This is a genomic window from Bartonella sp. CR84HXZ (assembly GCF_042194535.1).
GTDB lineage: Bacteria > Pseudomonadota > Alphaproteobacteria > Rhizobiales > Rhizobiaceae > Bartonella > Bartonella grahamii.
This window is the reverse complement of record NZ_JBHIMY010000002.1, coordinates 135,658-150,893: the sequence shown is the minus strand read 5'-3', so window position 1 is coordinate 150,893 and position 15,236 is coordinate 135,658. Positions and strand designations below refer to the sequence as shown.

At 35.5% G+C, this 15,236-nt stretch carries 13 protein-coding genes; 9 read left to right on the top strand and 4 right to left on the bottom strand.

The features are described 5' to 3' along the window. The first annotated feature begins 220 nt into the window (after positions 1 to 220). Positions 221 to 436, top strand: coding sequence for a hypothetical protein (locus ACFIKD_RS01845; protein WP_375647063.1), 216 nt, complete (start codon positions 221 to 223; stop codon positions 434 to 436). Between the two features lie 1,492 nt (positions 437 to 1,928). Here the strand turns inward: ACFIKD_RS01845 and ACFIKD_RS01840 are convergent. The 4 genes from ACFIKD_RS01840 to ACFIKD_RS01825 form a co-directional block, all read right to left on the bottom strand. Further along, positions 1,929 to 2,714, bottom strand: coding sequence for a DUF1499 domain-containing protein (locus tag ACFIKD_RS01840; RefSeq protein WP_375647062.1), 786 nt, complete (start codon positions 2,712 to 2,714; stop codon positions 1,929 to 1,931). A 529-nt stretch (positions 2,715 to 3,243) separates the two neighbouring features. Further along, positions 3,244 to 3,783, bottom strand: coding sequence for a hypothetical protein (locus ACFIKD_RS01835; protein ID WP_375635741.1), 540 nt, complete (start codon positions 3,781 to 3,783; stop codon positions 3,244 to 3,246). Then, positions 3,776 to 4,372 carry a DUF1214 domain-containing protein gene (locus ACFIKD_RS01830; RefSeq protein WP_375647106.1) on the bottom strand — a complete coding sequence of 199 codons (597 nt, stop codon included), beginning with the start codon at positions 4,370 to 4,372 and terminating at the stop codon, positions 3,776 to 3,778. The genes ACFIKD_RS01835 and ACFIKD_RS01830 overlap by 8 nt, the downstream gene beginning before the upstream one ends. Positions 4,373 to 4,389: 17 nt before the next feature. Beyond that, complete coding sequence (locus ACFIKD_RS01825; RefSeq protein ID WP_375647061.1) at positions 4,390 to 6,540, bottom strand: transglycosylase domain-containing protein; 2,151 nt, start codon at positions 6,538 to 6,540, stop codon at positions 4,390 to 4,392. 347 nt (positions 6,541 to 6,887) lie between these two features. Here ACFIKD_RS01825 and ACFIKD_RS01820 point away from each other — a divergent pair, with 347 nt between their 5' ends. From ACFIKD_RS01820 to ACFIKD_RS01785, 8 genes are all read left to right on the top strand, one after another. Then, entirely contained in the window at positions 6,888 to 7,124 is a 237-nt protein-coding gene (locus ACFIKD_RS01820) for a hypothetical protein (RefSeq protein ID WP_375628179.1), read from the top strand. Between the two features lie 21 nt (positions 7,125 to 7,145). Beyond that, entirely contained in the window at positions 7,146 to 7,811 is a 666-nt protein-coding gene (locus ACFIKD_RS01815) for a response regulator transcription factor (RefSeq protein ID WP_012754861.1), read from the top strand. Further along, the gene (locus ACFIKD_RS01810) at positions 7,811 to 9,229 is read left to right on the top strand and encodes an ATP-binding protein (protein ID WP_375647060.1); all 1,419 of its coding nucleotides are present in this window, start codon (positions 7,811 to 7,813) and stop codon (positions 9,227 to 9,229) included. The genes ACFIKD_RS01815 and ACFIKD_RS01810 overlap by 1 nt, the downstream gene beginning before the upstream one ends. Positions 9,230 to 9,475: 246 nt before the next feature. After that, positions 9,476 to 10,249, top strand: coding sequence for a tetratricopeptide repeat protein (locus ACFIKD_RS01805; RefSeq protein ID WP_375635738.1), 774 nt, complete (start codon positions 9,476 to 9,478; stop codon positions 10,247 to 10,249). A 297-nt stretch (positions 10,250 to 10,546) separates the two neighbouring features. Beyond that, positions 10,547 to 11,026 carry a cytochrome c maturation protein CcmE gene (ccmE, locus tag ACFIKD_RS01800; protein ID WP_375635737.1) on the top strand — a complete coding sequence of 160 codons (480 nt, stop codon included), beginning with the start codon at positions 10,547 to 10,549 and terminating at the stop codon, positions 11,024 to 11,026. Positions 11,027 to 11,033: 7 nt separating this feature from the next. Next, complete coding sequence (locus tag ACFIKD_RS01795) at positions 11,034 to 13,013, top strand: heme lyase CcmF/NrfE family subunit (RefSeq protein ID WP_375647059.1); 1,980 nt, start codon at positions 11,034 to 11,036, stop codon at positions 13,011 to 13,013. Between the two features lies 1 nt (position 13,014). Then, positions 13,015 to 13,482 carry a cytochrome c-type biogenesis protein CcmH gene (locus tag ACFIKD_RS01790; RefSeq protein ID WP_375635735.1) on the top strand — a complete coding sequence of 156 codons (468 nt, stop codon included), beginning with the start codon at positions 13,015 to 13,017 and terminating at the stop codon, positions 13,480 to 13,482. 170 nt (positions 13,483 to 13,652) lie between these two features. Further along, the gene (locus ACFIKD_RS01785; RefSeq protein WP_375635734.1) at positions 13,653 to 15,164 is read left to right on the top strand and encodes a Do family serine endopeptidase; all 1,512 of its coding nucleotides are present in this window, start codon (positions 13,653 to 13,655) and stop codon (positions 15,162 to 15,164) included. Positions 15,165 to 15,236: the final 72 nt, after the last annotated feature.

Genomic DNA, 15,236 nt, shown 5'->3' with positions numbered 1-15,236 from the left:
ATGTCGCATATTTAAAAAGTATTGTAAATAGTATTATTGCTAAATAAAAAGTATATACTTTGTGTGAATAAGATATTAACATAATTTATTTATTATTTATACAGTATTTTATTATTATTTTTACAAATTATATTTGACATTTTTTAAACAGCACAATAATGAAATTGTCACTGTATCATTGTGGTACAGTTATTTTTAACAATAATTAAAGAGGTTTTATATGTTTCGTCCATTTGGTTCTAGTTTTTCTAATGGTTGGTCTCATGTTTCTAATACGTGGTCAAATATTTCATCAATGAATTTTTCAAGCAGTGGATCACGACCTGGGTGTACTGTTGGAGATTATCTCTCTGCAGGATTTTCAATGGGACATAGGGGACATGATATGGGAGTGGTAGTTGGTGGACTTATGGGTGGTCAGTTGGAGGACCAATAGGCGCTTTGGAAGGTCTATCATTAGGAGGAGGAGTTGGCTCTACAGTAGGATTTGCCACAGGTATAGGAAATACAGCCTATGGATGTTATCGCTAATATAAAAATCAGCAGATATTTCTAAAATGAACAAGCTTGTAGGCATAATTATGTGTCTACAAACTTGACAGGAAGGTTTAGGTGCATAATTTTACAAAATTATATATTTAAATTGGATTTTTTTATGAATGATCTTATTCGTATTATTGTAGAATTATTATTTTCTATAGGTGCTTTATTTATATTTTTCTATACATTGTTTTCATATTATAAATCTAAAGGTTATAGTAAAAAAGAAATTTGGAAAAAAATTTTGTTAAGAATATTTTTGTTCGTTATATTATTTTCTATGACATTTTTTATTTATATACGTTATTTCTATGAACAATGATTATTAATTTATAATTATAGGTTAATTTTGAAATTTTATTTGTTATCTATATTTTTAATTTGGATTTTTTATGAGTGATATTATTCGTATTATTGCAGAATTATTATCTTCTACATGTGCTTTCTTTATATTTTTCTATGCAATGTTTTTACGGTATAAATTTAAAGGTTATAGTAACAAAGAAATTGTGAAAAAAATGTTTTTAAGCACATTTTTGTTCATTATATTTGTTATATTACTTTCTATAACAGTTTTTATTTGTATACGTTATTTATATGAAAAATGATTATTTATTATCTTTATATAATAATCTTTTTGATATTTTATTTTCAATATTTATTTTTATATTTTCATTTTCATTAATTTATAGATACAGTGGTGACAGTTGGAAAAATAGTATAAAGGAAGCGATTAAGACATTTAGTGGTTTATTTTTGTTATTTTTGGCGTTTTGTTTTATTTATGTTGCGTTTAAATATATTAGATATTAGTATTTATATTTAAATTATGTTTTATAAAAATGATTTTCATTTAAATAAGTTTATATTATTTGTAATTATATATAATTTTTATTTTATTATTATAAAATTTCTTTATGAAATTGCAATAATCATTTATTATAAAATACAGATGAATTTATGTGTATTTTATTGTTGATTTTTCTGTAACTATATTACATATGCGTCATATTTTATGATAAATGTATTTCATCTTTCTTGATGAAGATATATTTTTCTATTTTCATTGGAAAAATAAGCCTGTAAGAAATGCTTAATTTCCTTATTAGAGAAGTCTTCTTTCTTACTTTTATGATGAGATTTCTGAGCATAAAAAATATATGTAAAATCAATTATAGTATTTAAGTTTAGAATTTGAATTCAAATATTTTATCTATATGTCACGCGCTAAAAAGAGGCTATAAGTTGCTTTTGGGTGTTCAAAGAACTTGTCAGTAATGCTTATGGCCGTCGAGAGACGATAACTGATTTGTTCGTTTCCGCACGTCTCAAAATTTATTTTTGAAATAAGCTAATTTAGTAAATGTAACTTACTATACTTCTAGCCTCTACTCATTATCTTCAGAAAGAGGAAGTGAGGCGATTTCTGTATCAAGTGCATCCATAAAATTGATAATAAAAGCAGCATTCGTTCCCAAATCTCTTGGTAAATAACGAGAAGCAGAACGCATATCAACAAAAGTAGTATCCCCTTCATCAGTTAAACGAATGATAATGTCTGAAATGAAACCAAGGTAAAAAGTTTTTGCCATTGTTTCAATATAAAGCGCATTTTCTTCACCTTTAAACTCTCGTTGTGCCACAACAGGCCAATCATAGGCTGCTAAAACATTGAGAACAGATTCGCGAATACGATCAGGTGAACCATCATAACGGCGCCCTGACATTTCTGGCCATTGTGAGATCTGTATTGCTGCTTGTTCAGTCAATACACTCTTGAGCGGTAAAGCATCGCTGGGACGTATTGTGCGAAAAAAAGCTGGCGGGCTTTGTGTGTCGGTAGAAATATCGTAAAGAGCCGGTAAGGTAAACCAAAGTCCAAAAAATAACATCAATGGTGTAGCAGTTATTAATGAATAAATGATCCCTTTTAAAGCTTTCATTCCCCCTAGGGCTCCATAGACCCATAAGCTGTAAAGTGTTTTTACAGCAAGAAAAAGAGAAATAATCACACAGCCAGTAGAGATACCTATCAAAATTATGGAGTCGGTTACGTTAATGACGGAAAAACGTTGTAAAATGACTGAAAATAATAAAATAAAGAACGCCAATCCACCAAATCGAGGGGACCATACTGCTGCTCTTGAAACGAACCGAACATATCTCTTCTTCATGAAGTTTTTTCCCCTCAATTGTAAACTATAAGCCAAGTTTTTTCAGAGTGTATACCTTACAAAAAGCTTATGCTCATAAAACAAAAATAAAGCACTTATTTTTGAGGTCAAGGATGCGTAATGTCTTATAAGTTTCCAGCGATTATTTTGGCACTTCATTGAAGGTAATCAGTATTTCTTCTATAGTTTATCATGTCATTGATGCGAATTTTATGGGAATGTTTGTAAATAAAAAGAAATAAATTCAAATAACAAGTTTTACGGTTGTTAGTAGCATATTTATTTAGAATTTTGATTTTTCTCTTCTGATTGCGGGGAGTATTTTCTGTCAGATAATGTGTATCAAATAGGATATGATGATGTGCAACAGAGATTTCATACTACTTCAATAAAAAATTTAGGGATCTACAATCAGACAAACCTGAATTCGAATATTCGATTAATAGAGGAAAAAGATAACCATTTTGATAGGCTTTGTTTATTTTGTATAGAAAGTAAGGTGTTGTACAAATGAGAGGTTAGTCCGTTTTTATTCATAAAATATGCGGCAGGTCGCAGATGAAAGGAAAGATTCACTTTCCTTTTTTGCAAGTGAAGAAGGAGCAAAAATACGTAAAATGACAAAACCTTCATTCAAATTTTTAGCAAGCAAAACTGAATTAGCATTTTTTTTAGGTTTTGATTTTTTGAGTTCTATTATTTGTATTGGTTTTCCAATAATAAGATCGAGTATATTATCAGGGGCTGTTCTGTCATTAAGGCTATAGAAAATAATTCCGTTGTGTGTGTAAGCTGCTAATGTCCAAAATTGTCGTGTTTTCAAAGCTTTTAAATGAACAGGTCCATTTTCAAGATTAAATCTGCAGACTTTAAGAAGAAAGAGTGGATCAGCAGATTGTTGAATAGGATTATCGGGAGTAAAAGCAACAAATTGATAAGGGGCTCCGGATTTTTTAAGTGCTGTCCATATATTATTTTGTGCCCAATAGGGGATCAGAAAGAGAACGCAAATATGAACGATAATAGCGCCAATGATTGCAAGAAGTGCGATATAAATGAATCTAGTCACAATTTATTTGTCCTGATGGAGTTTGTTCTATTGAGGGCATTGTAAGCTTTTGTAATGCCGTTGCAGAGATGATTGAGGTATCGTATAAGGTAAGAATAAGCCCGAATTCTTTTTGACTAACTGTTGCAAGCCAATTTCCGGCTTGCGGTGTAGGTGAAATATTGATGTGCAATGAGCCATCATGCTCATAAGTAACAGCGTTCGTATGGAGTTCAAAAGGTATTTCTTTGGATGAAGTATAGGGCTTTAGGGATTTGTCAGCTGTATAAAGGGTAAAAAGACGGGTTTCAGGGATGGTTCCTTTGAGCAAATAATGACAGCGAGAGTGGAGTGGACGCCCTTGGTTATCTTGCCAAATCTGGAATTGAATACCTTCAGTGCGTCCGAGTGAAACTATGCCTCGTTTAGCGGTGTGGGCGCGGGTATAAGGATCCATATTGGCGGTTCCCATTTGTGGATAAGCATTCCATTTTCCAATTCTAAAGAGTCCAAAATGATGAAAGGAATTGAGCACGTAATCGACACTCAGTTTTCCACATAAAATGGAAAAAGCGAAGATAAAAAAGAAAATGGTGATATTAAAAAACATCATAGAATATCTTGAATTCAAAATGTTGAATCTCCAGTTGTTTTCATTTTCAAAGAAATTGCAGATGTTTTTTTCAGATCTTTGTTGATCAATCGCACAATATTCAATGTTTCAGGAGAAAGCGTAGAGGGTGTTGGGGGAAAAAATTCAGAATCTACATGGGAGGAAAGTATTGGGGGATGATAAGGAAGAAGAGAATCTTTAACACCATAGAGTTGTTTGAGCATAATATTTTGGTGTGCAGCAAGCATGATGCGTTGCCATATCATGGCAGGGACTCCACCCCCAAAAGCACGATTCATCGGTGAAAAGTTATCATTTCCCATCCATACCGCTCCAGTATAATTGCCTGTAAAGCCAACAAACCAAGCATCACGATAGGATTGTGATGTTCCAGTTTTCCCAGCGACAAGAGTCATAGGCAGAGCAGCACGCTTACCAGACCCTCGTGTTGTGACACCCACCATCATTTGGTTCATATAGGCAGCTGATTGTCTGCTGAGAACTCGGTGTAACTTATTTCCATTATGCTCGAAATCCCATACCACATGTCCATCGATTGTTCTGATTTGCGTGAACCCATGACGATTACCAGCTATCCCGCCATTCGCAAAGACATTAAAGCCAGTTGCTTGATCCATGGGGGTCATGTTGGAAGTGCCAAGAACCATCGTTTTGTGTGATAAAATATGCGCGTTAATCCCCATATTCTTGATGAGATCTATAATGGGTTTGGTATCGCGGTGAAGATATTGATAGGTGAGATACACAGGGACTGTATTAATGGAAAAAGCTAAAGCTGTTGCTAAATCAATTTTCCCCAAATAACGACCAGAATTATTTTTGGGTGTCCAACCTCCCCAATTAATAGGAGCATCTAAAACGATTGTTGAGGGAGAAAGTCCGTGTTCCAGTGCGGTTGCGTAAACATAAGGTTTGAATGAAGAACCAGTTTGCCGTCCGCCTTGTGTCGCTCTGTTAAATTGGCTCTTTTTATAATCTTGTCCTCCAACAATTGCGCATACGGCACCGTTATTATCGAGTATAACAGTGGCAGCTTGTGTTACGCGATATTGTTGACCATATTGATGTAAATGATATGCAATTGATTCTTCTGCTGCTTTTTGAATATTCGGATCAAGGGTCGTTTGAATAATTAAACTATGGCTTGGAAGTTGATTACGCATTTTTTTGACTTCCTCGAATGCCCAATCAAGAAAATAATCAGCCTGATTATTTTCTATTTGGGGAAGTGCCCTAGCAGGGTGGCGATGCGCATTGATAATCTGGCTCTTCGTCATAAAGCCACTATTAACAAGATTAGAAAGGACTACATTGGCACGTGTTTGAGCTGCAAAGAGATGACTATGAGGAGCATATTTTGTTGGAGCTTTAAAGAGTCCTGCTAACATAGCAGATTCACTTAAAGATACATGACGTATGTTTTTTCCAAAATAAAATTTTGCAGCTGCTGCAATACCAAAATTGTTTCCTCCCATATAGGCGCGGTCAAGATAAAGTTGCAAAATCTGTTTTTTGCTAAAATTTGCTTCTAGCCAAAGAGCAAGATAAGCTTCTTTGATTTTACGTGTTATGGTTCTCTCGTTTGTTAAGAATAAATTTTTAGCCAATTGTTGTGTGAGAGTTGAACCACCTTGCACCACACCTTTAGCTTGCATATTTTGTGAAATTGCCCGTGTAAGTCCTTGAAAATCAATACCCCAATGATCGAAAAAACGACGGTCTTCTGTAGCAAGAACCGCTTTAATGACAGTGTCAGGCATTTCTTCAACGGGGACAGAGATCGCCGGCAGTGCACCACGGTGCCCAATGGAATTTCCATAGCGATCTAGAAAAAGAATGGAAAAGTTTTTAGGAGAAGACCAATCTGTTTTGGTCAGTTCAAAAACAGAAATGCCCAAAATAGTGAAAAGAGTAAAGCCCATCAACCCTAATGTCAGTATTTCATCGAGAACTTCAACGATAAAACGTTTCCATCCTTGAAGATGAAAATTTTGTGAGATGATTTTTGCCTTTTTCCAGAAAAAACTGTTAGCAGAACGAATGTGATAAAGCGCTGTATCTAATCGTGCGTCTAATTCAATGAGAGCAGGACTGTGAAATGGCTTACGATGTTTCCCTTTCTTTTTTTTAAAAAAATCAAACATTTAAAGAGAGCCTATGGCAAAGAAATACAACCAAACAAATCTACAATAATTATATGGAGTAGAAGTATTTTTTTGCTATAGTGCTAACAGAGAAAGAGTTGATTTTAGAATTATTCATTTTTCGTAAGATAGTGTATTAAGATTTTATTATTTTATCTAATAAATTTTATTCTCATTATTAAAAATATTTTATTTTGAGTTTTTTAAAATTTAGAGTAGTGTTAATGCGTTCTTCTGTAAGATAGAGGATAGATTATTCCATTTGTGATTTTTAAATCGACCCAAAAAAGCCATTATTTCTTTTATCCTTTATCAAGGAAGAGAAGAGGTGGGTTATTGAAATATTTATGATGAAAAAAAAATTCTTGTTCGTAATAATAGCAGCTTTTTTAGGAGCAGATTCTGTTCTGGCTTCTGGGTGTGCTGAAGTAGGGAAGAAGGTTGCTGCGCAAGAGAGCGGGGTTCTCGTCCGTTCAAACCCAGTTGTTCAGGATGGAAAGGGCATGTGTGCAATTGTGATTGTTGTACCAGCCCGTAATGGGGAAAAGTTACGTCGTGTTGAGTTTTTTGTTCCTGCTGATTAGTCTTTGGCAGATGGTGTTGTGATGCGTATCTTAATCGTTGAAGATGATCGGAATCTTCACCATCAATTAGCAGAAGCTGTAAGACGTGCAGGATATGTTTCCGATAGTGCTTTCGATGGTGAAGAGGCTTATTTTTTAGGGAGCACAGAGTCTTACGACGCGGTGATACTTGATATAGGTTTACCGTATATTGATGGTATTCGTGTTGTTGAAAAATGGCGTCAAGAAGGGCACTCCATGCCTGTTTTAATGCTAACGGCGCGAGACCGTTGGTCTGATAAGGTGCACGGTATTGATGCTGGGGCTGACGATTATGTTGTGAAGCCATTTCATTTGGAGGAAGTGATGGCACGTTTACGAGCATTAATTCGTCGCGCTACGGGACATGCGACAAGTGCATTATGTTGCGGAAATGTTTTGTTGGATACGAAGACGTCTCGTGTTTTTGTGGATGGTCAGTTGATTAAACTAACATCTTATGAATTCAGACTGCTTTCGTATCTCATGCATCATTGTGACAGGGTCATTTCAAGAACAGAGCTTACTGAACATCTTTATGATCAGGATTTTGATAAGGACTCGAATACGGTGGAAGTCTTTGTAGGTCGGTTACGGAAAAAGCTTGGAGTGGATTTGATTGAAACTATTCGAGGAATGGGGTATCGCGTGAGAACGCTAGGTGATTAATGAATACTTTCGAAGAGAATAATTGGTGTAGGAGGTTCTTTTTTGTAATTACTCGATCTCTCAGTTTACGTGTTATGGTCTTATCAACATTATGGGTTGTTATTTCTCTTTTATCGATTTCTGCAGTAAGTATTTTATTTTATAAACGTTCAACTGAACAAAGCCTAGAGCGTATTCTTTCTGCTCAACTCTACAGTCTTATTGCAACAGTGACGGTGTCATCGGAAGGTACTTTGAGAGGAGGGGCTGGGATTGATGATATTCGTTATTCTGATCCAACAACAGGATGGTATTGGGAAGTTGTTGCGATATCCCATAATTTAAAAGGAAGATTGACATCCCCCTCATTGGGAACAGGCGAGATATTTACACCAAGTGATGTTGATATACCTTTTGACAATAAGTTCTTTCGCTCTTATCGGATAAAGGGGAACAATGGTCAAAAGCTACAAGTGATTGAGAGTGATGTTGTTCTTGATAATAAAAATCATATTGCACGTTTTCGGCTTGTTGGGAACATCGATGAAGCTCATGCCCAAGTAAAGGAATTTAAGCGAACTTTGCAAATTTTTCTTTGGAGTTTTGGTATCGGGAGTGTCCTTATTAATATTGCTATTATTTTCTTTAGTTTTCAACCGTTGAAGCTTATTCGACGCGCATTGAATGATATTCGCGAAGGAAGAGTTCACTATGTGAATACGGATTTAGTAAGCGAAGTGATGCCGCTTGTACAAGAGATGAATGCTCTCATTAATAATAATCAGCGTATTATTGAGCGATTTCGCACACAGGTTGGTAATCTTGCGCATTCATTGAAAACGCCTCTATCCGTGATTATGAATGAGACAGATAAGATGCGCGGAGAAAAGGCTTGTTTGTTGAGAGAGCAAACGCAAATAATGCAAGCTCAAATCAATCATTATCTTCAGCGTGCGCGGATTGCAGCACAATGCGATAGTATTGTCTATCATACGTCTGTTCGCAGTGTGCTTGAACGTTTGGTGCGGGTTATGAAAAAGCTTAATCCTGAAAAACAAATTCAATTTATTATGGATGTTGATGATATTGTTTTTTCTGGAGAGAAGGAAGATTTAGAAGAAATTATAGGGAATTTGATTGAAAATGCTACTCAGTGGTCTCGAGCAAAGGTTTTGATCTCTTGTTGTTTAGAAGAAAATGTTGAAGAAACAGAATATTTTAGTATCTTTGTAGAAGATGATGGCCCTGGTTTAACAGAAGACAAAATGGAGGAAGCATTAAAAAGAGGGCGGCGGTTTAATGAAAGTAAACTAGGGGCAGGCTTAGGGCTAGCAATTGTTTCAGATATGGTCAGTGAATATGGTGGCAAGCTCTTTTTATCACGTTCTGATTTGGGTGGGTTGTATGCAAAAGTTTTATTACCTAAGATGGGAGAATAACATATTTTCTCCTTAAGCAAGAAATGTCTATAAAGTTTGTAAAGCAGTATTTTCAGATAATACATAAAGAGTAGGGAAACATTGTTTTTAGTTTCTTTGTTTAGTTGATATATATAAGAAAAATGGACAATAGATTTTATAATATTTTCCATGAAAAAATGAATTTTTATCAATTCACATCACTCTTCTCATGAAGAGGGTAAAATGTAAGCGAGACATTCTCTGTTCGTATTGGAAAAAAGTGATATGCTCTTATTAATTTTTGCAGCATTTTTTCTGACTTTTCTGGCAAGTATTCTTTTTCGTTCACTACGTTTTGACGATGAGATAAAGAAAGAATGGAAAGTTCAAACCGTGGATGGTTATAGAAGTCATAAGCATACGATTGAGTTTAACAAGCTTTATATGCATTATAAAAAAAGAAATATTCTTAAGGCTTTAAGTATTTTATTTGTTCTTCTTATGACATGGAATATTTATGGGCTGACAGGCAGTCCAGAAGTGAAAAGTTATTTTTTTAGCGAATTAATGGATAAGGATCCTAAAACTCTTAGTAAGCAAGAAAAGCTTATTCGTTTACAAGTGCTTTTTTTCCGTGCACCTCATGATGGCAAGCTAGCAGATGCGTTAGCGGTAGGGTATCTCGAAGAAAGCCTTTTTCAAGAGGCTGTGAATACTTATTTAGACGCACTTCGTTTGAATGGAGAAACAGCTCCAAGGCTTGTAGGATATGGTTTAGCATTGGTTGGTTATGAAGGGGGAGTGATAACACAAGAAGCACAAAATGCTTTTCAAAAAGCAGCAGATTTAGCGCCAACAGATTTTTATCCACGTTTATTGTTGGCCGATGCATTGCATCAAGCAGGAAAAACTGCGCAGGCAGTGCAATTTTTACAAAGCTTTCTTGATACAATGCCTGAAAATTTTTCAGGACAATCACGTGTTAAAAAAATGATGATTCAGTTACATGATTTATCGAGTGAGCATACAAAGAAAAGCAATCATCGCCAATTGAGATGATGAAATATAAAGAGAAATGCTGTTTAGAAAGACAAGAGAAGTAATCTCTTAGAAGTAGGTGTTTGTGAAGAAGATTGAAGAACAGAAATGAAGAATGTAAAGAGCGTGATATAAGTGGTTATAGGTTAAATAAAAATTGGTTGTAAAACTAAAAAAGGAAGAAAGATATTGATAAGCTTGTTAGCAAAGGTGAGGTATTGGATAAAAAGTTGCACCTATGTAGAAGATGTGAAAAGCTCTTAAAAAATAAAATATCGATACTCATTATAACATATTTAATTTTTTCGTAGAGTGTCTATGAAAAGTCAATCTTTAAAGAATTCTTCTTCGTTGAAGGTTATTTTAGAGCAGCGAAAAAAAAAGCGCTTGCTGATCATATTATTATGTTGTTTGGTTATGACAGTTGCAGCAAGTCTTATAGTGTATGCAATGCGTCATGCGGTCAGTTTTTTTAGAATGCCCTCTGAAATTACAAGAGAAGATATTTTAACGGGGCGCCCTTTGCGTTTGGGTGGCTTTGTTGAAAAGGAGACTGTTCAATATGTTGGAGAGAGAGGCGTTATTTTTTTTGTAACGGATAACAAAAAACATGAAAAAGTGGTTTTCAACGGTGCCTTACCGGATCTTTTTCGTGAAGGTCAGGGGGTGATTGTAGAAGGGCATTTCGATAAACAGGGTTTTTTTGTAGGGACGCGTATTTTAGCAAAACATGATGAAACTTATATGCCTAAAGAAACAGCTGATCGTTTAAAAAAACATTACATTATGGAGAAATAATTCGAGTGTGCTTGTCGAACTGGGTCATATTTTTTTAGCTGCAGCATTTTCAGTAAGCTTATTAGGGGCGTTCTTACCTGCTTTAGGTTTTTGGTGGAGAGAGCGTTTGTTAATGCAAACAGCTGTTCCTCTAACATATATCACTTTTACATTACTGCTTTTATCTTTTTTAGTGATAATTTATGCTTATGTTGTATCTGATTTTTCTGTTTTGAACGTTGTTGAGAATTCTCATTCAGAAAAACCGATGCTCTATAAAATTACCGGTGTTTGGAGCAACCACGAAGGCTCTATGTTGTTATGGGTTTTAAGTCTTGCTTTTTTTAGTGCATTGATGGCCTTTTTTAGCCAACATTTGCCAGAAGATTTTAAGACGCTTGTTTTAATTTGCCAAAGTTGGATTACAAGTGCTTTTCTTTTATTTATTCTTTTTGTATCCAATCCATTTTTACGTGTGAATCCACCAGCATTGCAGGGAAATGGTCTCAATCCTCTTTTACAAGATATCGCATTAGCAATTCACCCACCGCTACTTTATTTAGGTTATGTTGGTTTTTCACTCTGTTTTTCTTTTGCCGTTGCGGCATTGATTATGGGACATGTTGATAGAGTTTGGGCGCGTGGGATTCGTCCGTGGCTTTTACTTTCTTGGTGTTTTTTAACATTGGGTATTATGGTTGGCTCCTATTGGGCTTATTATGAGCTAGGATGGGGGGGCTATTGGTTTTGGGATCCTGTTGAAAATGTTTCGTTTATGCCTTGGCTTTCAGGAACGGCTCTTTTACATTCTGCTCTTGTTCTCGAAAAACGAGAAATATTGAAAAGTTGGACTTTGTTTTTAGCGCTGCTTACTTTTTCTCTTTCTCTGATGGGAACTTTTCTTGTGCGTTCGGGGCTTTTAGTTTCTGTTCATAGTTTTGCTGTTGATCCAGCACGGGGGCAAGCAATTCTTGCGCTTTTATTTTTTTTTACGGGAGCGGCTTTTCTTCTTTTTGCTTTGCGCACCCCTATTTTAAAAACAGAAAGATTTTTTCAACCAATTTCACGTGAAGGGTTTATTGTTTTAAATAACTTGTTACTTACAACAATAACAGCAACAGTATTGATTGGTACGCTTTATCCTTATTTTATTGAGATATTAACAGGACAAAAAATTTCTGTAGGGGCTGCTTTTTTTAACCTTACCTGTGGACCGCTAATGATTTTGCTGTTGTTGTTTGTTCCGTTTGGAACAATGATGGCATGGAAACGCGGTGATTTTCTTGCAGTTTTTGAACGGTTATGGTTTGTTTTTGTATTGGCTGCTATCGTCTGTTTTATAATATTTTATGCGACATCTTTGCGTGATATCTTTGCAGTTTTAGGGATTGGGCTTTCAGCGTTTGTTTTTCTAGGCAGTTTAGCGGATCTATGGGGAAAGAGTGGATATGGCAAGAGAGCTTTTTCAATACGCGTTAAGAGATTTCTTGGATTGCCATGGTCTACTTTTGGTGCAGCAATAGCACATATGGGATTAGGTGTTACATTATTTGGTATTGTTTGTGTGGCAAGTTTTGGGCAAGAACGTATTTTAATCATGAACGTAGGGGATAGGGTGACGATAGCGGATAAAACGCTTCATTTTGATGCAGTGTATGAAGGTGTTGGTTCGAATTATTCGGCAATGGAGTTTTATTTTAAAATATATGAAAATAAAAACATTGTGGGTCATGTAACAGCCTCAAAGCGATTTTATTCAAGCCAAAATACATCAACAACAGAAGTTGGTCTTCAAAATCATGGCTTATCGCAGCTATATATTGTACCAGGACATACCGATAATCGGGGTCTTGTTGTACACATATGGTGGAAGCCTTATGTAATATGTATTTGGTTAGGGGCATTCATGATGGCTGTAGGCGGATGTCTTTCTCTTCTGGGGTATTGGTTTCGCATTGGCATGTACAATAGGGTACTGCTTGCTTTAAATTTTTGGAAAAGACATTGAGATGAAAAAAAATCTTTGGATTTTATTTTTTTTAATTGCAACGTTTCCTTTTCGATTAGCAATAGCAGTAGAGCCGGATGAGATTTTAAAGGATAAGGTTCTTGAAGCGCGAGCACGCCATATTTCATCACATTTACGTTGTCCGGTTTGTCAAAATCAATCAATTGATGATTCAGATGCTGCTCTAGCACGTGATTTACGGCTTTTAATTCGGGAAAGGCTAAAAATGGGCTATAGTAACCAGCAAGTCACTGACTTTCTTGTTGAACGATATGGTGAATTTATTCTCTTGAAACCACCATTGAATAAAATAACTTGGTTTTTATGGTTTTCGCCTTTGATCATCATCATCATTGGCACAAATATCATATTTTTCCACTTAAAACGGAATAATCATGAGAAAATAATGAGTTATCTGAATGAAAAAGACAGTCAAAAATGCCATTGCATTAAAAAAGATGTTACATAAAAGAAAAAATCGGCTCATCTGCAATGAGCATACAATCTTATTATAATTATATTAGGGGATACTGAAACCTTACAAAACTTTAATAATTTAGACAGAAAACGGTAAGGTCTAGTATTTTATAAGTGATCGCAATTGGAATAAAGGTATAATTGAATAGGAGCATAGAGTAAATGATTAAAAAGGCTTTCTTTAAAACGTTTGTCGCAGTGAGTTTTTCTGCGATATTGGAAAGTGCACTGTTTTTTAGTGGATGTACATCAAGCTTGTTGATGACAAAGGCTCATGCAAGTTCTGTATTTACTTCGTTAATGCAACAACAGGGATTTGCCGATATTGTTGCTCAAGTGAAACCAGCAGTTGTAGCAGTACAAGTAAAGAGCAATAAAAAGAAAGAAGATAGGTTCTTTAGCAACTTTTTTAGTGGTCCAGGATTTGATCAATTACCAGACCAACATCCTTTGAAAAGATTTTTTAAAGAGTTTTATGATTTTGATAAACCTAAAAATAAATTTCCCCACCAATCACGGAGACTCCGTCCTATTGCTTTTGGATCGGGTTTTTTTATTTCGTCTGATGGTTACATTGTAACCAATGATCATGTGATTTCTGACGGAACAAGTTATACTGTTGTTCTTGATGATGGTACAGAATTGAACGCAAAGCTTATTGGGAAAGACCCCAAAACCGACCTTGCCGTATTAAAAGTAAGTGATAAAAGAAAATTTTCCTATGTTGATTTTGGTGATGATTCAAAGCTTCGTGTTGGGGATTGGGTTGTTGCCATTGGGAATCCATTTGGTCTTGGTGGAACTGTGACAGCAGGTATTGTTTCTGCACGTGGACGTGATATTGGCACTGGTGTGTATGATGATTTTATTCAGATTGATGCTGCTGTTAATAGAGGAAACTCTGGTGGCCCAACATTTGATCTTAATGGAAAGGTTGTTGGGGTTAATACAGCAATTTTTTCTCCTTCTGGAGGAAATGTTGGGATTGCTTTTGCTATTCCGGCAGCGACTGTAAAACAGGTTGTACAACAACTTATTGAAAAAGGTTCAGTTCAACGTGGTTGGTTAGGTGTTCAGATTCAGCCGGTAACAAAGGAGATTTCCGATTCAATAGGTTTGAAAGAAGCCAAAGGTGCTTTGGTCACTGATCCGTTAAAAGGGCCGGCAGAAAAGGCTGGTATTAAAGCGGGTGATGTAATTATTTCCGTGAATAATGAAAAGGTTGCTGATGCACGTGATCTGGCGAAACGTATTGCAAATATTAAACCAGGAGAAACGGTAACCATAGGGATTTGGAGATCAGGTAAGGAGGAAAGTATCAAGGTTAAACTCGCTTCAATGTCTGAAGATGAAAGTAAGAAAGAGGCTTCAAAACATTCAAATGAACGGGGTGATTTAGATGAAACATTGGAAGATTATGGTCTGATTGTTATACCTTCTGATGATGGTGTAGGGGTTGTGGTAACGGATGTCGATACCGATTCAGATGCTGCAGATAAAGGGATACGCCCTGGAGATATCATTGTGACAGTAAATAATAAACCGGTTAAAAAAGTCTCTGATATTGTTAGCACAATCAAAAATGCTCAGCAGTTAGGACGAAAGGCTATACTCTTACAAGTGCGAACAAATGATCAAAATCGTTTTGTTGCTCTTCCAATTTTGAAAAAATAAGGCTTTAGTTGTAGGACAAATGTTTATTAAATGTTTGTCCTACAACATAATAAAATAATGGAGATACGTTTT